This is a genomic window from Mariniflexile aquimaris (assembly GCF_042676825.1).
GTDB lineage: Bacteria > Bacteroidota > Bacteroidia > Flavobacteriales > Flavobacteriaceae > Mariniflexile > Mariniflexile aquimaris.
In genome coordinates this window covers 40,123-62,276 of the sequence record NZ_JBHTIB010000037.1, presented here as the reverse complement: position 1 = coordinate 62,276, position 22,154 = coordinate 40,123, and the positions used below count along the sequence as shown (strand labels likewise).

Sequence of the window (22,154 nt, the reverse complement as noted above, 5' to 3'; positions counted from 1 at the left end):
ACTCATGCCCTTTTTATAACCCTACTTTATGGGAGAATACTCTTGCTTGCCTGCCTTTTTTTGGTGCGATATGGTCGGTTTTGATTAGTTATTGGCTGCTGCCGTTTTTTTTTGGCTACGCTTATTATATTAATTGTAACTGTTTATTGACCGTAGTCTTTGTGGTTTTTTTGTTGTTTGCGGTTGTGGCGCTCCTAAAAAATGACCTTGGATGGCTGGCGCGCGTTAGGGATTGCAGTGGAAAGCCCACAGCGACCCCACCCTTTTGGGGGCGCGAGGACTTGTAGCGCAAAGCCCGACCCAAAGGGGAACGCCCTAATTATTTTATAAAAAGAAATATAAAAGACGATTTGTTACCTTATATATAGGTAAAATGTTTTGTGCGGCGGCTACTTATGAATGATAAAATCGGTCTCGACAACTTGATTGTACACATCTTTACTAAACATATATAAGCGTGATGGTTTTTTTGATACGCCTTTTTGTTTTTCGTCTAACGGTACTATATAGGACTTGCTGGATACTTTTTTTCTGAAATTACGGTTATCTAACTCTACATCTAAAATAGTTTCGTAGGCGACTTGAAGTTCGTTTAGCGTGAATTTAATTGGTACAAAGTCGAATATAAGCGGGTCTGTTATGATTTTAGTTTTAACATCGTCGTAAGCATCGTTAATAATTTGTAGATGATCGAAGCCTAATTGCGGCAGAGATTTTAATTTAAACCACTTTAAGGAATCGTCCATATTTAACAATTCTTTATTGGACGCTACGATTAAATAGTAAGCGACTGTTATGGTTCTGATTTTTGCCCCGCGACTTCGTACCCACAGCACATCTTTTTCGGATTTAATTCGAGCGGCATTGCCATAGGTTCTAAATTGATTTCTATTGAAGTGATTTTCGCCTGTTAATTCTTTAAAAACCCTGTTAGCGGTCTCACCCAAATTATTACTTTTAAGTACGTAATGTCCAGGTAATACCCAATCGTCTATAACTGGTAAGTTTTCGTTATACAAATTTAGGGTGCGTTTGCGCAATAAAACATTAAGCGCGTTATCTTCTAACTTTAAAACCACACAGTCTACTGATAAATTATCAATTTTTCTAAAATCCATATCAATTAAAACGTTAAATTTACGCTTTTACAAACTTAATCAATCTCTTATTATTACTGTTTATTATTAATGATGTTTTTTAATAACATAGTTTGTTTTTATATCTAGCGTTTTGCTGTGTGAAAACCCATTTTTAATAAACTATATATTAATGATTAAAAAGTACACGTTTAAATACTACTTATAATGACGAAGTCTTTTCTGCTTAACATGGAAAATTTAAAACTAATGCCTGATACCGTTTTAAAGCCCTCGTTTGATAGAGACAAAATTAAAACGAGCATACTGCATATTGGGGTAAGTAATTTTCACAGATCGCACCAAGCGTATTACTCGCATGAACTTATTGAGAAATTCAATGAACTAAATTATGGGATTTGCGGTGTAGACTTGTTAGATTCTGACAGAAAGATATATAATATTTTAAAAGACCAAGATGGTTTATATACCTTATATATTAAAGAACCAAATGGAGCCCATAGAGCTAAAATAATTGGATCTGTAGTTGAATATTTTTTTGGTCCTGAAAATCCGTTGGCGGTTATTGAAAGAATGGCAAGTCCTGATATTGAAATTATTTCGCTTACAATTGCGGAAGACGGGTACCATTTAAATGAAATTACGGGTGTTTTTGATATAAACCACCCTGCTGTGAGTGAAGAAATTAAAAACCCATTTAACCCTAAAACCGTTTTTGGTTATTTAACGCAAGCTTTTAAATTAAGGAAATTAAGAAATTTACCTGGGTGCACCATACTTTCTTGCGACAACATTAAGTCTAACGGAGACACCATGAAACATTCGTTATTAGAATATGTTAGCAAAACAGCTCCCGATCTTTTAGATTGGATTTCTGAAAACACAACCTTTCCAAACACGATGGTGGACAGAATTACTACCATTACTGATTTTGACGATGTTGAGGAATTAAAACAAAACTTCCAAATAGAAGACCAATGGCCGGTAGTTTGTGAACCGTTTGCAGACTGGGTAATTGAAGATAAATTTCTTTTTAAAAAACCGAACTGGGAAAAAGTGGGCGTACAATTTACACGAGACATTGAGCCTTATGAAAAAATGAAGCTACGATTGCTTAATGCGGGCCATACCATTTTAGGTATTTTAGGCACTTTGCATGGTTATAAAACGGTACATGAAGCAGCCATTGATGAAGACTTTATAATTTTTCTGAAATCGTTTATGAATGAAGAAGTACAGCCAACGCTTAACGAATCGAACGCTACTCATGTAAAGAACTACAAAAAATTGTTGGTAGCTAGATTTCAAAACCCACATATAAACGATAGACTATCGCGTATTTGCCAAGAAAACTCTGCAAAGATTCCTCTTTTTATACTGCCAACGATAAACGATCAATTACAAAAAGATAAAAACATAAAAAGAGCCGCCTTTATAATTGCCGCCTGGTGTAAATATAATGATGGCGTTAACGACTTTAATGTTTCGTACAACATAACAGATAGTATAAGTGGTACATTAATTAGAAACGCAACCTTATCGCACCAAAACCCGATAAAGTTTTTAGAGATTAAATCTGTTTTTGGAGACTTAAGTTCTCATAAAATTTTTACCGACAGTTATGAAGCCTCACTTTCTTTATTAAGAAAACATGATGTGAAAACATGCATTAAGGAAATGAATGCTAATTTGATTAATAGCTAGAACAAATTAATAGAACTTACAAAGCATAAAAAAAGGCTTTACAATAATATTGTAAAACCCTTTCTGCTATTAATCAGAAAACCGAATAATTTCTTCTGTTCAATTTTTTTTAACTATTTAATATATGGATGGTATCAACTAATAACTTGTTATTATAAAATTAAAAATCATTAAGCATGCATCATTTGCTGTATTTCTTCGTTAGAAATACTTGGGTTTGCTCCTGCTTTACTCGCCACTATAGCACCTACAGCGCACGCATAATCAATAGATTTTTGAGGATCTTCGTTATGTAGCAACTTACTTATTAATGATGCTAAAAAAGAATCTCCAGCGCCAACGGTATCAACCACAGTTATATGATAGCCATTATTGGAATAAAATTTACCATCAACAAATAAAATAGCTCCATGTTTACCTTTAGTTACACAGATTGTTTTCGTATTGGTGTGTTTTGCGATAAAATGAATTGTATCTTCTAATGAGGAAGATTTTGATCCTAACATTGCACTGATTTCAAAAATTTCATCATCATTAAATTTTATAAAATCGGCTTGATTCATTAAATACGAAAGAATTTCTTTGGTATAATATGGCGCTCTTAAATTCACATCAAAAATTTTATATTTTGCTGTTTTAAGCAACTCATACAGTGTATGTTTAGAAACGTCATTTCTTGCAATTAAACTACCAAACACAAAAGCATCGGAAGATTTTACAATTTCTTTAGACATCGACTCTAATTGAATAGTATCCCAAGCTCGTGGAAACATGATATCGTATGAAGCCGAACCCTTTTCATCTAAAACTACCTTTACTTTTCCTGTTTCGAGTTTTTCATCAATTTGAATTCCACCACTATTAATTTCATTCTTTTTAATGAATTCTAAAATTTCGCGTCCATCATTATCATCTCCTATTCTACTAATCATAGAAACATCATTTCCAAAAGATTTTAACCGAACAGCCACATTTAAAGGAGCACCTCCAATTTTTTTGTGTTCGGGAAATTCATCCCATAAAACTTCTCCAAAACATGTAATATTTGCCATTTTAAATATATTTTAACAAATTCCTATTGGTATCTAAAACGCATTTTTCGATACCATTCTTAACAATATTATGATACGCCGCCGTATATGCTTTTACAAAAGGCTCTGAATCTTTTAATACTCCAAAGATTGCTTCAATCTCTAAAAAGGCTTTAGGGTTGTTTTTTGCGGCTAAAGCTTTTTCCTGTAAAGTTGATTGCATCGCATCTTTAATTAATAACGTTTTACCGGCTTCATTTACACCTAAACTATAAATAGCCCAAGCAGCGATTACTAAGGCCGCATGTTTAATAGTTCCGTTTTGTTTAAGCTGAGCATTTACGGTAGGCAGAATAAAAATAGGGAATTTAGCCGAACTCTCTGAACAAATTCTGTCAATTTGGTCTTTTATATATATGTTTCCAAAACGTTCTAACAACGAAGCTTCGTAACTTTCTAAATCTACACCAGTTAAATCATTTAAAATAGGAGCTACTTCTTGTCTCATGTAAGCTCGTAAAAAGCGGTTAACATCTTCGTTATTTGCCACTTCATCAATCGTATCATATCCCATTAACGCGCCAATTATTCCTAATACAGAATGCCCTGCATTTAATAATTGAAGTTTCATTTTCTCAAATGGCTCGACATCTTCCACGAATTGAGCACCAACTTTTTCCCAAGAAGGTCTTCCAGCGACAAAATTATCTTCGATAACCCATTGTTTAAACGGTTCGCAAACCACTGGCCAAGCATCGTCAATACCGCTTGTTTCTTTTAAGTTTGAAATGTCGGAAGCACTTGTAGCTGGGGTAATTCTATCCACCATGGCGTTAGGAAAAGATACATTAGAATTTATCCAATCCACTAATTCTGGTTCTGCTTTGGCCACATAACTCAACAACATTTTTTGAGTCATATGTCCGTTACCCTGAATATTATCGCATGATTGTACAGAAAGTCCTTTTAACTTACGCTCTTTACGTAATTTTAAGGCCTGAGTTAAATATCCGAAAATTGTTTTTGGGCTTGAAGGATTTTCTAAATCATATTGAATTAATGGGTTATTAAAATCGAATTGTTTTGTTGATTCATTATAATTGTAGCCACCTTCGGTAATGGTTAGGGATATGATTTTAACATCTGGACTCGCCATTTTTTCAATCACCGCTTGTGGATTTTCTGGTGCAAACAAATACTCCACAATAGAACCTATTACTCTTTTTGTAAGTGTACCATCTAATTCTTTTACAATAAGGGTATACAATCCGTCTTGTTCCTTAAGAACATTATATATTTTAGTATCAAAATCTAACAAAGCAACACCGCATATACCCCAATCTTTTACAGATTCATCATGTAATAACTCATCGGTATAATAGGCTTGATGCGCTCTGTGAAAACCACCAATACCTACATGTACAATACCTGTTTTTATATTGGATCTGTTATATTCTGGAATGGAAACTTGCTCTTTTAATTTTGAAAGATTCAAGTTATTTAATTTATAATTTGTCATTTTAATAATATTTTATTTGGTTTCAAATCTTTGAAGTAATACAGCAAAAATGATGATAGCACCTTTTACTACTTGTTGCGGATATGATGGTACATTTAACAGATTTAAAATATTTCCTATTAAACCTAAAATTAGCACTCCCATTAGGGTGTTAATGGCGGTACCTTTTCCTCCATTTAAGCTAGCACCGCCAATTACCACTGCGGCAATAGCATCTAATTCCCAAGCCATACCCATATTTGGAGAGCCTAAATTTGTTCTAGAGGCTACAATTATAGCAGCTGTAGCCGCTAATGCACCAGATATCGCATATACTAAAAACTTGTATTTGTTTACTTTAAGTCCTGATAATCTAGATGCCTGTTCGTTACTCCCAATGGCAATAATTAATCTTCCAAATACATTATAGCGTAACATAACAATTGCTAGCAGAACGATGATGAAGAATACGATTGCAATATTAGGCACTCCAATAGTTGAATTATTAGCAAAATTGGACATGAATTCGCCACCTGGAGTTTTAAAAGTAATTGGAGATCCTTTAGAATAGATAAACCCTAAACCTCTAGCGATAGTCATTAAAGCTAAGGTCGCCACAAACGGCGCCATTTTTTGGTAGGCCACCAGATAACCGGAAATGCTACCCAAACCAAAACCAATAACTAAGGTTATTAGAATGGCTACCGGTAAAATAAACACGTTAACCATTAGTGCAAAAGTTACCGCTAATAAAGCCACCATGGAGCCGACAGATAAATCGATACCTCCCGTGAGGATTACAAGTAACATACCTATACTAATTATACCAATGCCAGAAACTTGTTTTAATAAATTTGAAAGGTTCACCGATGTAAAAAACACATCTGATATAAGCGCTGAAAATATTACCAACAATAAAAATATTATTATTGTGTTGTGTTTTACAATAAACTGAAGTATACCTGCTGGAGTACTTAATTGTTGTTTTAATGTTAATGCCATGATTTTATTTTTTTAGTTTAATTGTTCTTGTTTAAGTGGCTGCCCTATAGAGTAGCGTAAAATGTTTTCTTCTGAAAAGTCTTCTTTTGCCAATTCACCATAAATTGTTCCTTTGTGCATAACAAGAATACGATCTGAAATTCCCATTATTTCTGGCATATCTGAAGAAATGACCACAACACCAACTCCTTTTTGAGCTACCGCATTAATCAGGTTGTAAATTTCTATTTTAGCTCCAACATCAACTCCTCGGGTAGGCTCGTCAATTAAAATCACTTTACTTTTAATACTTAACCATTTAGCCAAGGCTACTTTTTGCTGGTTTCCGCCACTTAAGTTTTTAACATTAACCTCAGAACTAGGCGTTTTAATTTTTAATTTTTCAATGAGTTCTAAAACATTTTTATACTCGTGATCTATATTTATAAAACCTAATCTACCTGAAATAGGATTAAAATTCGTCATACTAATATTTCGTCTAATAGATAGCGGTAAAAAAACACCTTCTTCTTTTCTGTCTTCAGAAACAAAACCTATTTGATGGCCAACTGCACAAACAGGCGTGTCGGTTTTTATTTCTTTACCATTAAGATATAAAGTACCGGACTTCTTTTTATGAGCACCAAAAATAAGTTTAGCCATTTCGGTTCTTCCGCTACCACCCAAACCTGCTACTCCTAAAACTTCTCCAGGACGCACCGAAAATGATACATCATGAACAATAGTATCTCGGGCCGTTAAATTCTTTACTTCAAAAATGGGTTCTTCACCTATTTCGGCATGACGTGCAGGATATAAATCTTTTAACTCCCTGCCTATCATAAGTCGAATAACACCATCAGTATCGGTATCTGCAACAGCCATACTTCCGGTGTCTACACCATCTCTAAGTACCGTAACAGAATCGGCTATTTTAAAAATTTCCTCTAGATGGTGGGAGATATAAATAATAGAAACCCCTTTTTTCTTCAATCTGAAAAGATTATCGAATAATTTTTGTGTATCGATAGGACCAAAAACCGTTGTTGGCTCATCTAATACTAAAACTTTTGTGTCTTCTGATAGTGCTTTTGCAATTTCGACTACTTGCTTTTGAACAATACTCAAACTTCTAACTTTAGCCGATGCATTAATTGTAAAGCCTAAAGAATCTATTAATTCTTGAGCTTCGGCTGTGAGTTGTTTCCAGTTCATCCAAAATTTGCTCGCGCCTAGTTTATGTAGATAAATATTTTCGGCTACCGATAAATCATTAACTAAAGATAATTCCTGATAAACCACACTAATACCTAACACTTGTCCGTCGTGCGTGTTTTTTGGATTAATTTCTACGCCATCTAATGTTATTTTTCCACTGTCTTTCTGATGAACTCCACTAAGTATTTTCATCAACGTAGATTTTCCGGCGCCATTTTCACCAAGTAGTGCATGGATTTCTCCTGGTTTAACCCTAAGGTTTACATTTTCTAGAACCGAAACAACACCAAAACTCTTTGATATTCCCGTCATTTCTAAGCGGTATTCTTGTTTTGAATTTTGCATATCAATTAATTTTAAGGTTAAAATAAAGCTTTAGGATTGTAGTATTTCTCCGCATTTTCTTTAGTAATTAAGAGTGGCGGAGTAAATGATGTTTTAGGAAAATCTCTTTTACCATTCATGTATTGAATGGCGTAACCAACAGCATTTTTACCAATTTGTACCGGACTGTTCATTGCTGTACATCCGTAGAAATTTGTTTCCATAATGTATTTAATGGCTTCTTTTTGACCATCGGCAGCAGCAACAATTAATATATCGTCTGTTTTACCAGCTTGGGCAATAGCCTTAATCGCACCTAATACGCAAACATCAGATTCTGTAATTACCACATTAATATCTGGATGCGCTACCAAAATATCTTCCATAGCTTTTAAACCACCCGCATACGACCAATCTGTGTAAGCTTGTGTTTTTATATTTAAATCGATATACCCCAAACTTCTTAATTGTTCTTCAGTAATACCTTGTAGCAAACCTTGCTTACGTGTCTTTCCAACCGGGTTTCCTGCATTACCACTTAATAAGGCAATATTCATTTTTTTACTTCCATATTTTTTGGCAAGCCACTCACCTGCTAATTCGCCATTTGCTAGATTGTTAGACTGTATGGTTGTTACAAATTCAGCATCAGGATTTATAGAACTATCTATAATAAATACAGGAATACCAGCCGCTTTTGCCGCTTTAGTAACGCCAACTAACGCATCTGGATCTTTAGGATTCAACAGTAAAGCATCAACACCTTTGGTAATTAAATCTTCTACTGCAGCAACCTGTTTGGTAATATCATCCTGTCCATCTGCAGCGATAAATATCATGCCATTTTTTTCTGTAGTTGATTGAATACTTTGCAATAATGCCTGATAATAAGGAGCATTTAAGGTAGGCGTACAATAGCCTATTTTTTTACCAGAAAGATCGATCGCGCTTTCGAATATGTCTCCTGTTTCTTCTTCTGAATTTACATTTGCTTTTGTAGTATTAGTTTGTTCAACACAACTGAACAAACTGAAAATTAAAGCAAGTACCATTAATGGTTTTAATATTGTTGTTTTCATAATTAATATATTAGTTAATTTCTATGTTTTAGTTTATTGGTTGTTTAAAATATAGTAAAATCTACTTGAAGTACGGTTTTTTCTTTCTCCGGATTCCACATGGCAGTTACACCAATAGGTAAATTATAATTACCTAATTTAACATTTTTACTAAAGGTAGCGCCAACGTTTATCACATTTCCCGCACCTTCTGTATAAAAAGTTTTATCTGTTGTGAACGACCATGCGCCACCTGCAAAAAGAGTTAAATTAGAATCTCCCTTTTCCCAAACCTTACTGCTTACTTCAAAATAATGCGTCCATGAGTTTTTTAAAGATCCGTCCGATTGCACTTCGTAATCGCCAGAACCACCATTAATAATGGTAGCTAAATATAAAAGTGTATTTGGTGTAATATTGTATCCAAAGTTAAGATCAACAAAATTATATCCTTGCGTTTTATCATAACTCCAATAATGTAACACATCACCGCGCTCTTCCACACCTGTGTAGTTGTTATGCGTAACAGCTTCAATAAAAAACTTATCGGAAAAACGATATTTTGTATAAATAGAAAACTCTTGATAATGCGCACTTATCGGTTCATTTGTGTTTTTATTTATCACATCAACCGTTGTAAAACTTGCACCACCCCATAAACCGAATGTGAATTTTTTATCTTTAGAATTAAATTCTAGGTTAGTAGCTATCATAGCTCCGGGGTGCACAACAAACCCATGCCACAAATGCATATTCTTAATATGTGCACCAGCCGTAAATGCTTTATAGTCATCATTAATAATACTATCAACTTCAGGCAAATTCTTCTCAATCGTTTGCGCTGTAAGCTCAAAAAAACTCATTGCTGTTAATATACTCATTAAGAAGGTCTTAATGATAGCACCATTAAATGCTGATACGCGACTATTTTTAGTACGTACTAAAGAAAGTGAGGTTGTTGTTTTAAAATGAAATTGGTTTGGTTTCATAATATCCTTATTTAGCTTGGTTGTTTTTTTAAACGTATTTTTTACGCTTATTATTTTTCAAATATAAATAAGAAATACAGTTACTTTCAATTTAAGTCTGTTAAAATTTACTAAATAAGCAAATTTTTATTGTATTATTAATTTTTTAAGACAATCCCTTCATAATATTCAATGAATTCTATTTAACGTTAATAATACGTTTTATATAGTTTGTTATTTATGAAATAAATTTTTAAAACAACTAAAAGAAAATGGTTCCCATACATAAATAACCAAACTACCAGTTATGATAAAAGAAAAATCACCATCAACAAAAACTAAATCTATCTGAAGAAATTTAATCTTATTATAAAAGATTTTATCAAATTATACCTCACTATAATATTGTATGTCTATGTTTATACTATTATCTTTGCAAGCGAATTTCAAATTTTTATATGATACATATTACATTACCAGATGGCAGTGTGAAGACGTTTGATGAAAACGTTACTCCAATGGATGTTGCGAAAAGCATTAGTGAAGGCTTAGCTAGAAATGTTATATCGGCAAGTTTTAATGGTACAACTGTAGAAACTGTAACACCATTAACTACCGATGGTAGTTTGGTTTTATATACTTGGAACGATACGGAAGGCAAAACAGCTTTTTGGCATTCATCGGCGCACGTATTAGCTCAGGCCATTGAAGAATTATATCCTGGAGCCAAACTAACCATTGGACCTGCTATTGAAAATGGATTTTATTATGATGTTGATTTTGGCGGCCATAGCATTTCTGAAAAAGATTTTAAGGCTATTGAAGATAAAATGCTGGATATTGCGCGCGGGAAACACGACTTTAAAATGCGTTCTGCAACAAAAGCTGAAGCATTACAATTATATAAAAACAACGAGTTTAAAACAGAGCTGATTGAAAACTTAGAAGATGGCACCATTACATTTTGTGACCATTCTACGTTTACCGATTTATGCCGTGGCGGTCATATACCAAACACTGGCATTATAAAAGCAGCCAAAATACTTTCAGTTGCTGGTGCTTATTGGAGAGGTAATGAGAATAATCCGCAATTAACGCGTGTTTATGGTATTTCATTTCCGAAGCAAAAAGACTTAACGGAGTATTTAGAGTTATTAGAAGAAGCTAAAAAGCGCGACCATAGAAAACTTGGTAAAGAATTAGAGTTATTCACATTTTCTCAAAAGGTTGGACAAGGCTTACCTCTTTGGTTACCAAAAGGTGCCGCCTTACGCGAACGATTAGAAAACTTTTTAAAAGCCGCTCAAAAAAAGGCAGGTTACGAAATGGTAATCACACCGCATATTGGCCAAAAAGAACTTTATGTTACTTCTGGACATTACGCGAAGTATGGTGCCGATAGTTTTCAGCCGATTAACACTCCAAAAGATGGCGAAGAGTTTTTATTAAAACCGATGAATTGTCCGCATCATTGTGAAATTTACAATAATGCGCAATGGAGTTATAAAGATTTACCGAAACGTTATGCTGAATTTGGTACCGTATATAGATATGAGCAAAGTGGTGAACTCCACGGATTAACTCGTGTTAGAGGCTTTACACAAGACGATGCTCATTTATTCTGTACTCCAGAACAGTTGGACGAAGAGTTCAAAAATGTAATTGACTTGGTACTGTATGTATTTGGGTCGTTAGGTTTCGAGAATTTTACAGCGCAAGTATCTTTAAGAGATCCTGAAAATCCTGATAAATATATAGGAAGCCTAGAAAACTGGGAGAAAGCTGAGAAAGCTATAATGAGTGCGACCATTGATAAAGGCCTAACTTATACTGTTAAAACTGGAGAAGCAGCATTTTATGGTCCGAAATTAGATTTCATGGTTAAAGATGCTCTTGGCAGACAATGGCAATTAGGAACAATACAAGTAGATTACAATTTACCAGAGCGTTTCGATTTAACATACAAAGGAAGCGATAACGAATTACACAGACCTGTAATGATTCACCGGGCACCTTTTGGAAGTATGGAACGTTTTATTGCTATTTTATTAGAACATACAGCTGGTAATTTCCCGCTTTGGTTGATGCCAACTCAGGCTATTATACTGTCAATTAGCGAGAAATATGAAAAATACGCTGAAAAAGTTTTAAATTTGCTAGAAAATGACGAAATTCGCGCCCTTGTTGACCATAGAAATGAAACCATTGGTAAGAAGATTAGGGAAGCTGAGATGCAAAAACACCCTTTTATGATTATTATTGGGGAACAAGAGGAAAAAGAAAACAAGATTACTGTGCGTAAGCACGGTGGAGAAGATTTAGGAATGATTTCTATTGAAGACTTCTCGAAAATTATAAAAACAGAAATAAACAAAACGTTAAAATCGTTTTAAAAATAAGTTTAACTTAAACATATATAGCCATAGCAATTAGAAGAAAATCGCAACCCGCTAAGAGGGTTTCACAAGAGGACAAACATAGAATTAACTCTAAAATTAATGTACCCAATGTTCGTTTAGTTGGGGACAATGTTGAAATTGGTATTTATTCTACAAGAGATGCTTTAAAAATAGCAGACGAGCAAGGACTAGATCTAGTAGAGATTTCTCCAAACGCAGATCCTCCTGTTTGTAAAGTTATGGATTATAAAAAGTTTCTTTACGAACAAAAGAAGCGTGACAAGGTTATAAAAGCAAAAGCGACTAAGGTTATTATTAAAGAAATACGTTTTGGTCCTCAGACAGATGATCATGACTATGAATTTAAAAAGAAACATGCCGAAAAATTTTTAAAAGAAGGCGCAAAACTTAAAGCTTTTGTATTTTTTAAAGGTCGTTCGATAATATTTAAAGAACAAGGTCAAATCTTATTACTAAGATTAGCACAAGACCTTGAAGAATATGGTAAAGTAGAACAAATGCCACAATTGGAAGGTAAACGTATGACCATGTTTATTGCACCAAAAAAATAAAATAAAAGAATATCTTATATAAATAAGATGCTGAAAAATCCCGAAGTTTCGGGACAGCAAAACATAATTAAGCGAAATAATTAAAACCTAGGAAAAGAAAATGCCTAAAATGAAAACAAAATCTAGTGCCAAAAAACGCTTTAAGCTAACTGGTACTGGTAAGATAAAAAGAAAGCACGCTTTTAAAAGTCACATCTTAACAAAGAAGTCTAAAAAACGTAAGCTCGCTTTGACGCATGATACATTAGTAGATAAGGCGGATGAGAATAATGTTAAAATCATGTTACGTTTAAAGTAACATCTATTTTAACCGGTTAAAATAAATTATAAACCCTGGAGTTAGGCAATAAAAAGAGTTAAAAGTTAAAAGTTAAAAGTTAAAAGTTAAAAGTTAAAAGTTAAAAGTTTCTAACAACTAATAACCAAAGACCAGCAACTAAATTAACCGCCTACTACAAAAAACAATTAATAATTATGCCAAGATCAGTAAATTCTGTAGCAAAAAGAGCCCGAAGAAAAAAGGTTCTAAAACAAGCAAAAGGTTACTTCGGACGTCGTAAAAACGTTTGGACAGTAGCAAAAAATGCGGTTGAAAAAGCGATGTCATATTCGTATAGAGACCGTAGAAACAAAAAGAGAACATTCCGTGCATTATGGATCGCGCGTATTAACGCAGGAGCTAGAATACATGGATTATCTTATTCTCAATTTATGGGAAAATTAAAAGCTAATGATATTGAATTAAACCGTAAGGTTTTAGCAGATTTAGCTATGAATAACCCTGAGGCTTTTAAAGCCGTAATAGAGAAAGTAAAATAAGGCGTTTTCGCCTATTGTCAAACTTATTATATTCGCTTAATATATTAAAAATCCGGTTCTTACGAACCGGATTTTTTTTATTCTCCAAAGGCTGTAATTACCAGTTCCCTAGATCCACCATAATTTCTGTGCTCACATAAATAGACTCCCTGCCACATACCTAAATTTAACTTCCCGTTGGTAATTGGTATTTGTACAGACGAACCAAGTAACGACGCTTTAATATGTGCCGGCATATCATCACTTCCTTCAAAAGTATGTTTGTAATATGGCGCATTTTCAGGAACCATCTTGTTAAAATGACTTTCAAAGTCGGTTCGAACAGTAAAATCAGCATTTTCATTAATAGTTAAACTTGCAGATGTGTGTTTAATAAACACCTGTAATTGCCCTATTTGTATCTGATTTATTTCTGGCATTGCATCTAAAACATCGCTTGTAATGAGATGAAATCCTCGTTGATATGGCTTTAATTGAATTTGCTTTTGATAAAACTTCATAGTATAATCTTAATTATAACAATGCTAAATTTAGTATTTTACCACGCATTTAAAGCATGTTTTTCAATTTTATGAAGCAACCTTTTAGACTTTAAAGCATCTATTTAACAAATACAATCCTAAAACTACGCTATGAAACATTCAATTTTAATTACATTTTTAAGCCTTATTACGTTAACCAACTGTTCACTTAACAACGACGAAAATTACAATCCACAAGTCTATAAAACATATTGGCACCTTGTTAACGTGAGTGGCGGATTTGCTGGGGTAAATAATGATTTTGATTTAAATAAAATTGTTTGGTTCTTTGATGAAACAGAAAACACATTAAAAGTTACTAATACCAATAGTACTGATGTTGAAGATGGGTTAGATACAGGAACATACCCGTACACATTGATTACTGGCGACAATAACATGTTGTTTCTTTCAATTAACTCTAATGAATATGGATCCCTTGATATTTCTGAAACCCAGCTCATCATAGACCAAAATATAACTACCAATGGCACTGGAGCCGATGGTTATATTTATACCTTTAGAAGAATACTTGTTTTGGATAATGAAGATTAAGGAAATCAGGTTTTCTGTTTCTTCTTTCTAGCTGCTGGAAACAAAATGTTATTTAAAATTAATCTATAACCTGGAGAGGTTGGATGTAAATCTAATTCGGTTTTAGAGTCGCCCACTTTATGCTCATAATCTTCGGGGTCATGACCACCATAAAACGTAAAGAAGCCTTTTCCTTTAATTCCATGTATATATTTAGCTTCTCCATTGGATTTATTTTCACCTAAAACCAATACATTCGCTTTAATTTCATCTCTAGTAAAGGCGGTAGTTTGTCCCATAAATCCCTTTATTAATGCGGTGTGATTTTGACATAACATTGTTGGAATCGGGTCCCATTTCGCAGAAAACTCCATCAACGAAAAATAATCGGCCGTTTTTGGAATCACACGTTTTTGAGTCATGTCTATAGAAGAGAATTCATAAACAATCGGATTTCGTTCTAAAATAAAATTGGTAAACGCGAAGGTTTTATTATAGTCTATCTTGTTTTGATAGCCAGAATCACTTCCATCGCCATCAAACATGGGTTCGCAAATATCTACACCTTCGGCAGATAATGCGATATCAAAACTATCGGTAGCGCTGCACATGGCAAACATAAACCCTCCGCCAATCACAAAGTCTCTAATTTTTAATGCTACATCCAACTTTTCTTCAGACACCTTACTATAGCCTAATTTTGCAGCTAATTTTTCGGCCTCCTTTTTTTCTTCAATATACCACGATGCCGCTCTGTAAGCACCGTAAAATTTTCCAAATTGCCCTGTAAAATCTTCATGATGTAAATGCAACCAGTCGAACGCCAATAAGCCGTCGTTTAAAACTTCTTCATCATAAATCGTTTGGTAGGGAATCTCGGCAAATTGTAACGCCATAGTAACGGCATCATCCCAGGGTTTTTTACCGTACGGTGTATAAACAGCTATTTTCGGTGCTTTCTCTAAAACCACCGCTTCCATATTTTGACTGGGACTGCTAATTTCTTCTAAAATATTTTCCGTTTTAGCATCCGAAAGTATTTCGAACGACACACCACGTATTTGACATTCCCGTTGTATTTCTTGAGTATCAGGCAATAAAAAAGAACCACCACGATAATTCAGCAACCATTTCACCTTTAGTTCTTTAGATAGGATCCAATAGGTTATACCGTATGCTTTTAAATGATTTTTTTGGCTATCAGCATCCATGGGAATCAGGATGTACGATGCATAAGCTTGCAAACCAAAAAACGTAAATATAAAAACGAGAAATATCTTTTTCACGACCGAAGTAATACTTTAATCAAACCTTTGGTATTATTTAACATAAATAACAATAAAAAGTTTTATTATTTAAGCTGAAATATACTTAAATTTTATTCGTTATAGCATGTCTTTAACAGAAGATTACCTTTTAAAACGGCACATCGTTATCATCATCCTCATTAAACGAACTGCCAAAAGCCTGGTCTGGACTTGCCTTAAAGTTATCTGTTTTAAAGGTATCATCGTTAGCTGCAGCGTTCATTTTAGAATGAAACTCGAACGGCGAGTCAAAATCATCTAAATTATCAAACTTACCTAAATGCCCGATAAATTTTAAACGGATGTTTTCTAAACCACCATTTCTATGTTTTGCGACAATAAATTCTGCTTGCCCTTCAGTTGGCGAGCGTTCTTCATCATCCCATTCATCAATTTTATAATATTCGGGTCTGTAAATAAAGCTAACAATATCTGCATCTTGCTCGATGGCACCAGATTCACGTAAGTCTGATAACAGCGGACGTTTACTACCTCCACGGGTTTCAACCGCACGCGATAACTGTGATAATGCAATAACTGGTACATTTAACTCTTTTGCTAATGCTTTCAAGTTTCTAGAAATCATAGATATTTCCTGCTCACGGTTTCCGCCATGACTACTACCGCCTGTCATTAACTGTAAATAATCGATCATGATTAATTTTATACCATGCTGCGATGATAACCTACGGGCTTTTGCACGCAAATCAAAAATTGAAAGTGATGGTGTATCGTCAATAAACAAGGGTGCTTTTTCCAGCCCTTTTACTTTCACATTAAGCTGTTCCCATTCGTGTTTTTCGAGTTTACCAGTACGTAATTTTTCTGAAGATAAGCCCGTTTCACTGGAAATTAAACGCGTAATTAATTGTACTGAAGCCATCTCTAAAGAGAAAAATGCTACAGGTATATTTTGGTCTACCGCAATATTTCTTGCCATAGATAAGGTTAATGCTGTTTTACCCATACCAGGACGCGCCGCCACGATAATTAAATCGGACGGTTGCCAACCAGAGGTTAATTTATCTAATTTATTAAACCCTGTTGGAATACCACTTAAACCTTCTTTATTTGAAATTTCTTCAATTTTCTTTTTGGCTTGAATTACCAATTCTTGAGCGGTTTCGCTAGACTTTTTTATATTTCCTTGGGTAACTTCGTATAATTTTGATTCCGCTTTATCTAATAAATCGAAAACATCTTTTGTTTCATCATACGAATCTTCAATAATCTCGCTAGAAATTTTTATTAAACTACGTTGAATAAATTTCTGCAAAATAATACGTGCATGAAACTCAATATGCGCCGAAGAAGACACTTTTTGAGTTAAGGAAATAAGGTAAAAATCGCCTCCAGCAAGTTCTAATTTGGAGTTTTTTTTAAGTTGTGTAGAAACGGTTAATAAGTCTACCGGTTCACTTCCTTCAAACAACTGAAAAATCGCCTCAAATATGTGCTGGTGGGCTTCTTTATAAAACGCATCGGGACTTAAAATATCAATAACTTCATCAACCCCCTTTTTATCAATCATCATCGCTCCAAGTACAACTTCCTCTAAATCAATAGCTTGAGGTGGAATCTTGCCTTTCTCAAGACTAATTAATGTACTTTTATCAACTTTAAATCCTCTTATTTGTTCGGGTTGTTTCATGAATACGAAAGTAACTAAAATGAATGTGTTTTTAATGAAAAATTGTATTATGGTTGTTCACAGTTAGTTAACAATTTAACTGTTAATAACTTAAAAATATTGTCAATAAGCATAAAAAAAATCTGAAGTATGACACTTCAGATTTTACTTTGTTATGGTTTTGACCGTATTAATCTTTGTATACGCCCATCTCTGTATATTTTTCCATACGTTGAGATACCAAATCTTTTGGTGATAAGTTTTTAAGCGACTCGTAAGCTTTAACAATGGCATTGCTAACCGTTGAAAATGTTTTTTCTCTATCGCGGTGGGCTCCACCAAGTGGTTCTTTTATAATTTCGTCAACCAGCTTCAATTTTTTCATATCTGAAGCCGTTAATTTTAAAGCTTCGGCTGCTTGTTCTTTATACTCCCAACTACGCCACAATATAGAAGAGCAAGATTCTGGAGAAATTACAGAATACCAAGTATTTTCTAGCATAAGTACCGCATCACCAACACCAATACCTAAAGCACCTCCAGAAGCGCCTTCACCTACTATAACCGTAATAATAGGCACTTTTAGTCGTGTCATTTCAAAAAGGTTTCTAGCTATTGCCTCTCCTTGTCCACGTTCTTCAGCCTCTAACCCAGGGAATGCACCCGGAGTATCAATTAAGGTTACAACAGGAATACCAAATTTTTCGGCAGATTTCATTAAACGAAGCGCTTTTCTATAGCCTTCTGGATTAGCCATTCCAAAATTTCTGTACTGACGTGTTTTGGTATTATATCCCTTTTGCTGGCCAATAAACATAAAACTTTGATCGCCAATTTTACCTAAACCACCAATCATAGCTTTATCGTCTTTAAAGCCTCTATCGCCATGCAATTCTAAAAAAGACTCCCCGCAAATAGCATTAATATGATCTAATGTGTAAGGTCTGTTAGGATGACGTGATAGTTGAACTCGTTGCCAAGGTGTTAAATTTTTATAAATCTCCTTCTGAGTTTCAACTAATTTTTTTTCAATTTTAGAACAAGTTTCTGTAACATCAACTTCACTTTCTTTGCCAATGATTTGGCATTTAGTAAGTTGTTCTTCAAGTTCCTTTATTGGAAGTTCAAATTCTAAATATTCCATAAGAATTTTATTTTTGGCTATTAATCTAAGTTAGTGTACAAATATAAAAACTTTAATTATGATTTGTAGCTAAGAACGTTTTCTTTTTAAGAATCTTATGTTTTTTAGAATGGCATTTAGCAAAATGGTGGTGAAAATAACGAGCGCTCCATAATAAAAATAAGCACTCATTTGCTCCTTTTCCGGGAACAAAATAACGGCTAAAATTATACCATAGATGGGCTCTAAATTATAACTAAGCACTACTGTATATGGACTTATTACCTTCATAACATGAACAGAAGCGATAAAAGCATAGGCAGTACAGATGGATGCCAATATAAAAAGATACCCTAAATCTGAATAGCTTACATTAAAAAAACTACTTGAAAACCCATCTCCAAAAATCATAATATAAATTGAAATAAATAAAACACCGCTAAGAAACTCATAAAATGAAATTACCGTGGCTGTATGCTTTTTTAAAAAACTCCCGTTGAGTACAGCAAATAAGGAAGATAAAAACGCTGATGATATCCCTAATATAATCCCCGTGATGTATTTCATTTCACTTTGAGTAATTATAAAAACACCTATAATGACTATGATTCCAAAGAGTATTTCGTACCAAATTATACGTCTTTTATATATAACGGGTTCAATTAAGGATGCAAAGAAAGCACCCGTAGAAAACATGGCGAGTGTTATTGATACATTTGATGCGTCTATCGCTCCAAAAAAAGTAATCCAATGCAACGCAATAATAACACCTGCAATAAACAATCGGAGTAACGCTTTAGGACTTATATTAATATTAACCTTTGCAATTTTAATATAAATAAATACTAAAACAGATGCCATTAACATGCGGTACCAGACTAATGATACGGCACTTATGGTAATTATTTCACCTAAAATAGCAGTAAATCCAGCTATAAAAACTAAAAAGTGAAGGTGTAAATGATTTTTTAACTTAACGTTTAGCATTACGCAAGAGATAAATGGCTAGTATACCAAAAATAACATTAGGAAACCAAACGGCTATTAATGGTGGAAAGTCTGATTGTTCTGCCATTACCCCAAATATTTTATCGAAGAACACAAAAACCATGGCAATACAAATACCTACGGCAAGATTAACACCCATACCGCCTCTACGCTTAATAGAAGATACCGCAACGGCAATAATGGTTAAAATAAACACCGATACTGGCAAACTCCATTTTCTGTATAACACTAACTTAAAACGCCCTACGTTTGATGAACCTCTCGCCTCTTCTTTGGCAATAAAGCGTTTTAAATCGCCATACATTTTAGTTTCGGCGGCATATATAACAGGGATTAAATCGTCTGCATCAAAGGCAAAAAGGGTGTCTTTGGTAGGTTGAATTTCTAAACTATCAATATCGCTACCTACTATACGTTTCACATAATTGGTTAATCGATACGTTGTATCTTCCTCAATGTACTTAATATTACTCGCCGTTATTTTATGCTTTAACTTGTTCCCTTCAAAATGCTCTAAAGTAAAATCGCGCCCAATTTTATTTCCAACATCAAAACTACTTACATATATAATTTCCTTGTCGTTTATCTGTCTAAATACATTTAAATTAGTTTCTTCGAAAGCTGTTTTTCCTTTTTTTAAGTATTTATAGGTAAAATCGTTAAACCCTTCACTGGCTTTTGGTGCTAAAAACAAACCTAAAACAATAGACAAAATACCAACAATAGTTGCTCCTATTAAGTAAGGTCTTAAAAATCTGGTGAAGGACACACCCGAACTTAAAAAGGCAATAACTTCGGTATTATTGGCTAGTTTAGAGGTGAACCATATTACCGATAAAAATAAAAACAGCGGAAAAAGTAAATGCGCGAAATAAATAGTGAAATCATAAAAATAAACAAGTACTTCGCCGATAGGCACCTCGTTTTCAAGTATTTTACCAATTTTTTCTGCAAGATGCACCGTTATTCCAATAGGAATAAACAAGAGTAACATCATAAAAAATGTAAACAAATAGCGCTTTAATATGTACCAGTCTAGTATTTTCATCCTCTCCCAACCTCTCCAAAGGAGAGGCGTTTTGGTTTTTAGTTAATTGAAATAACTTTTAACTTTTAACTTTTAACTTTTAACTTTTAACTTTTAACTTTTAACTTTTTACAATCTATTATCCATTTGTTTTACCATTTGGTCTTTCCATGTTCTAAAATCTCCTGCTAATATATGTTTTCTTGCTTCACGAACCAACCACAAATAAAACCCTAAATTATGAATTGTAGCGATTTGTTTTCCAAGTAATTCGTTTACTGAAAACAAGTGTCTTAAGTAGGCTTTCGAATATTCGGTATCAACAAAAGTAATGCCCAACTCATCGATTGGAGAAAAATCGTCTGCCCATTTTAAGTTTTTAATATTGATGGTTCCATGAGCCGTAAACAACATCCCATTTCTGGCATTTCTTGTTGGCATCACACAATCAAACATATCGATACCTAGTGCAATATTTTCTAGAATATTGATGGGTGTTCCCACTCCCATTAAATAGCGTGGTTTGTCTTCGGGTAAAATTTCGGTTACAATTTCGGTCATGGCATACATTTCTTCAGCAGGTTCACCAACCGAAAGTCCTCCTATAGCATTTCCAACAGCGCCAGCTTTCGCAATATATTCGGCAGATTGTTGGCGTAAATCTTTATACGTACTTCCTTGAACTATTGGAAAAAAGGCTTGATTGTAATCGTATTTTAAAGGTGTTTTTTCTAAATGATTGATGCATCTATCTAACCAACGATGCGTCATATGCATAGAGCGTTTTGCATAATTATAATCGCATGGATATGGCGTACATTCATCGAAAGCCATTATAATATCGGCACCAATACTGCGCTGAATTTCCATAACATTTTCGGGTGTAAACACATGGTAACTCCCGTCGATATGCGATTTGAATTTTACACCTTCTTCTTTTATTTTTCTGTTAGAAGACAAAGAATACACTTGATATCCTCCAGAATCAGTCAAAATATTTCTATCCCAATTCATAAACTTATGAAGTCCGCCAGCCTTTTCAATAATATCTGTTTGAGGCCTTAAGTACAAATGGTAAGTATTACCAAGAATAATATCTGGGTTTATTTCATCTTTTAGCTCACGCTGATGCACCCCTTTTACCGTTGCCACAGTACCAACTGGCATAAAAATAGGTGTTTCAATAACTCCGTGATCTGTAATTAATTTACCTGCTCTTGCCTTACTTTGCGGGTCTTTTGCGTTTAATTCGAATTTCATGTGTTGTTTCTATTATTTTTAAATGGCCACATGGAGCTACCTTATGATCATTCCTTCTAGCATCTAAATTTAGTT

Annotated in this window: 21 protein-coding genes; 7 read left to right on the top strand and 14 right to left on the bottom strand. The window is 34.0% G+C overall.

Translation table 11 applies throughout. The features are described from left to right. The coding region (locus tag ACFQ0I_RS16835; RefSeq protein ID WP_379944151.1) for a hypothetical protein at positions 1–287 on the top strand (287 nt) is incomplete at its 5' end. A gap of 102 nt (positions 288–389) precedes the next feature. Here ACFQ0I_RS16835 and ACFQ0I_RS16830 read toward each other — a convergent pair. After that, entirely contained in the window at positions 390–1,118 is a 729-nt protein-coding gene (locus ACFQ0I_RS16830; RefSeq protein WP_379944150.1) for an NUDIX hydrolase, read from the bottom strand. A 210-nt stretch (positions 1,119–1,328) separates the two neighbouring features. On the opposite strand from ACFQ0I_RS16830, the gene ACFQ0I_RS16825 reads away from it, so the two are divergent. Then, positions 1,329–2,801: a mannitol dehydrogenase family protein gene (locus ACFQ0I_RS16825; RefSeq protein ID WP_379944149.1), complete on the top strand. Its 1,473-nt coding sequence runs from the start codon at positions 1,329–1,331 to the stop codon at positions 2,799–2,801. 170 nt (positions 2,802–2,971) lie between these two features. Here ACFQ0I_RS16825 and ACFQ0I_RS16820 read toward each other — a convergent pair whose 3' ends face one another. The 6 genes from ACFQ0I_RS16820 to ACFQ0I_RS16795 are packed head-to-tail and all read right to left on the bottom strand — an operon-like array spanning position 2,972 to position 9,900. Next, positions 2,972–3,853 carry a carbohydrate kinase family protein gene (locus ACFQ0I_RS16820; RefSeq protein ID WP_379944147.1) on the bottom strand — a complete coding sequence of 294 codons (882 nt, stop codon included), beginning with the start codon at positions 3,851–3,853 and terminating at the stop codon, positions 2,972–2,974. Between the two features lies 1 nt (position 3,854). Further along, positions 3,855–5,351, bottom strand: a complete 1,497-nt coding sequence (locus ACFQ0I_RS16815; protein WP_379944146.1) for a mannitol dehydrogenase family protein — start codon at positions 5,349–5,351, stop codon at positions 3,855–3,857. Positions 5,352–5,363: 12 nt separating this feature from the next. Then, positions 5,364–6,332 (bottom strand): ABC transporter permease, encoded by a 969-nt coding sequence (locus ACFQ0I_RS16810; protein ID WP_379944145.1) that lies wholly within the window; start codon positions 6,330–6,332, stop codon positions 5,364–5,366. A 12-nt stretch (positions 6,333–6,344) separates the two neighbouring features. Continuing rightward, complete coding sequence (locus tag ACFQ0I_RS16805) at positions 6,345–7,874, bottom strand: sugar ABC transporter ATP-binding protein (protein WP_379944143.1); 1,530 nt, start codon at positions 7,872–7,874, stop codon at positions 6,345–6,347. A gap of 17 nt (positions 7,875–7,891) precedes the next feature. After that, positions 7,892–8,932: a substrate-binding domain-containing protein gene (locus ACFQ0I_RS16800; RefSeq protein WP_379944142.1), complete on the bottom strand. Its 1,041-nt coding sequence runs from the start codon at positions 8,930–8,932 to the stop codon at positions 7,892–7,894. Positions 8,933–8,976: 44 nt separating this feature from the next. Next, positions 8,977–9,900 carry a hypothetical protein gene (locus ACFQ0I_RS16795; RefSeq protein WP_379944141.1) on the bottom strand — a complete coding sequence of 308 codons (924 nt, stop codon included), beginning with the start codon at positions 9,898–9,900 and terminating at the stop codon, positions 8,977–8,979. A 437-nt stretch (positions 9,901–10,337) separates the two neighbouring features. Between ACFQ0I_RS16795 and thrS the strand changes: the two genes are divergently transcribed. The 4 genes from thrS to rplT all read left to right on the top strand — a co-directional run bounded on the left by thrS (position 10,338) and on the right by rplT (position 13,669). Continuing rightward, positions 10,338–12,272, top strand: a complete 1,935-nt coding sequence (gene thrS, locus ACFQ0I_RS16790) for a threonine--tRNA ligase (RefSeq protein ID WP_379944139.1) — start codon at positions 10,338–10,340, stop codon at positions 12,270–12,272. A gap of 29 nt (positions 12,273–12,301) precedes the next feature. After that, the gene (gene infC, locus ACFQ0I_RS16785) at positions 12,302–12,850 is read left to right on the top strand and encodes a translation initiation factor IF-3 (protein ID WP_379944156.1); all 549 of its coding nucleotides are present in this window, start codon (positions 12,302–12,304) and stop codon (positions 12,848–12,850) included. A 100-nt stretch (positions 12,851–12,950) separates the two neighbouring features. Further along, entirely contained in the window at positions 12,951–13,148 is a 198-nt protein-coding gene (gene rpmI, locus ACFQ0I_RS16780) for a 50S ribosomal protein L35 (RefSeq protein ID WP_132219486.1), read from the top strand. A 176-nt stretch (positions 13,149–13,324) separates the two neighbouring features. Further along, positions 13,325–13,669: a 50S ribosomal protein L20 gene (rplT, locus tag ACFQ0I_RS16775; RefSeq protein ID WP_379944137.1), complete on the top strand. Its 345-nt coding sequence runs from the start codon at positions 13,325–13,327 to the stop codon at positions 13,667–13,669. Between the two features lie 77 nt (positions 13,670–13,746). Here rplT and ACFQ0I_RS16770 read toward each other — a convergent pair whose 3' ends face one another. After that, a complete protein-coding gene (locus tag ACFQ0I_RS16770; protein ID WP_379944136.1) occupies positions 13,747–14,169 on the bottom strand; it encodes a secondary thiamine-phosphate synthase enzyme YjbQ in 423 nt (140 codons plus the stop codon). Between the two features lie 132 nt (positions 14,170–14,301). Between ACFQ0I_RS16770 and ACFQ0I_RS16765 the strand changes: the two genes are divergently transcribed. Beyond that, complete coding sequence (locus tag ACFQ0I_RS16765) at positions 14,302–14,745, top strand: hypothetical protein (protein ID WP_379944135.1); 444 nt, start codon at positions 14,302–14,304, stop codon at positions 14,743–14,745. A 5-nt stretch (positions 14,746–14,750) separates the two neighbouring features. Here the strand turns inward: ACFQ0I_RS16765 and ACFQ0I_RS16760 are convergent, their stop codons facing one another. From ACFQ0I_RS16760 to tgt, 6 genes are all read right to left on the bottom strand, one after another. Beyond that, positions 14,751–15,935, bottom strand: coding sequence for an asparagine synthetase B (locus ACFQ0I_RS16760; RefSeq protein WP_379944155.1), 1,185 nt, complete (start codon positions 15,933–15,935; stop codon positions 14,751–14,753). Between the two features lie 205 nt (positions 15,936–16,140). Further along, positions 16,141–17,682, bottom strand: a complete 1,542-nt coding sequence (gene dnaB, locus ACFQ0I_RS16755) for a replicative DNA helicase (protein WP_379944134.1) — start codon at positions 17,680–17,682, stop codon at positions 16,141–16,143. Positions 17,683–17,851: 169 nt separating this feature from the next. Further along, a complete protein-coding gene (locus tag ACFQ0I_RS16750) occupies positions 17,852–18,805 on the bottom strand; it encodes an acetyl-CoA carboxylase carboxyltransferase subunit alpha (protein WP_379944133.1) in 954 nt (317 codons plus the stop codon). 69 nt (positions 18,806–18,874) lie between these two features. Further along, entirely contained in the window at positions 18,875–19,771 is an 897-nt protein-coding gene (locus tag ACFQ0I_RS16745; protein ID WP_379944132.1) for a DMT family transporter, read from the bottom strand. Then, positions 19,758–20,840, bottom strand: coding sequence for an LptF/LptG family permease (locus ACFQ0I_RS16740; RefSeq protein WP_379944131.1), 1,083 nt, complete (start codon positions 20,838–20,840; stop codon positions 19,758–19,760). The genes ACFQ0I_RS16745 and ACFQ0I_RS16740 overlap by 14 nt, the downstream gene beginning before the upstream one ends. A gap of 108 nt (positions 20,841–20,948) precedes the next feature. Continuing rightward, entirely contained in the window at positions 20,949–22,079 is a 1,131-nt protein-coding gene (gene tgt, locus ACFQ0I_RS16735; protein WP_379944130.1) for a tRNA guanosine(34) transglycosylase Tgt, read from the bottom strand. Positions 22,080–22,154 lie beyond the last annotated feature (75 nt).

Coding starts and splice junctions, on each gene's coding strand:
- ACFQ0I_RS16830 (WP_379944150.1), bottom strand. CDS start 1,118: ATGGATTTTAGAAAAATTGATAATTTATCAGTAGACTGTGTGGTTTTA.
- ACFQ0I_RS16825 (WP_379944149.1), top strand. CDS start 1,329: ATGGAAAATTTAAAACTAATGCCTGATACCGTTTTAAAGCCCTCGTTT.
- ACFQ0I_RS16820 (WP_379944147.1), bottom strand. CDS start 3,853: ATGGCAAATATTACATGTTTTGGAGAAGTTTTATGGGATGAATTTCCC.
- ACFQ0I_RS16815 (WP_379944146.1), bottom strand. CDS start 5,351: ATGACAAATTATAAATTAAATAACTTGAATCTTTCAAAATTAAAAGAG.
- ACFQ0I_RS16810 (WP_379944145.1), bottom strand. CDS start 6,332: ATGGCATTAACATTAAAACAACAATTAAGTACTCCAGCAGGTATACTT.
- ACFQ0I_RS16805 (WP_379944143.1), bottom strand. CDS start 7,874: ATGCAAAATTCAAAACAAGAATACCGCTTAGAAATGACGGGAATATCA.
- ACFQ0I_RS16800 (WP_379944142.1), bottom strand. CDS start 8,932: ATGAAAACAACAATATTAAAACCATTAATGGTACTTGCTTTAATTTTC.
- ACFQ0I_RS16795 (WP_379944141.1), bottom strand. CDS start 9,900: ATGAAACCAAACCAATTTCATTTTAAAACAACAACCTCACTTTCTTTA.
- thrS (WP_379944139.1), top strand. CDS start 10,338: ATGATACATATTACATTACCAGATGGCAGTGTGAAGACGTTTGATGAA.
- rpmI (WP_132219486.1), top strand. CDS start 12,951: ATGCCTAAAATGAAAACAAAATCTAGTGCCAAAAAACGCTTTAAGCTA.
- rplT (WP_379944137.1), top strand. CDS start 13,325: ATGCCAAGATCAGTAAATTCTGTAGCAAAAAGAGCCCGAAGAAAAAAG.
- ACFQ0I_RS16770 (WP_379944136.1), bottom strand. CDS start 14,169: ATGAAGTTTTATCAAAAGCAAATTCAATTAAAGCCATATCAACGAGGA.
- ACFQ0I_RS16765 (WP_379944135.1), top strand. CDS start 14,302: ATGAAACATTCAATTTTAATTACATTTTTAAGCCTTATTACGTTAACC.
- ACFQ0I_RS16760 (WP_379944155.1), bottom strand. CDS start 15,935: ATGGATGCTGATAGCCAAAAAAATCATTTAAAAGCATACGGTATAACC.
- dnaB (WP_379944134.1), bottom strand. CDS start 17,682: ATGAAACAACCCGAACAAATAAGAGGATTTAAAGTTGATAAAAGTACA.
- ACFQ0I_RS16750 (WP_379944133.1), bottom strand. CDS start 18,805: ATGGAATATTTAGAATTTGAACTTCCAATAAAGGAACTTGAAGAACAA.
- ACFQ0I_RS16745 (WP_379944132.1), bottom strand. CDS start 19,771: ATGCTAAACGTTAAGTTAAAAAATCATTTACACCTTCACTTTTTAGTT.
- ACFQ0I_RS16740 (WP_379944131.1), bottom strand. CDS start 20,840: ATGAAAATACTAGACTGGTACATATTAAAGCGCTATTTGTTTACATTT.
- tgt (WP_379944130.1), bottom strand. CDS start 22,079: ATGAAATTCGAATTAAACGCAAAAGACCCGCAAAGTAAGGCAAGAGCA.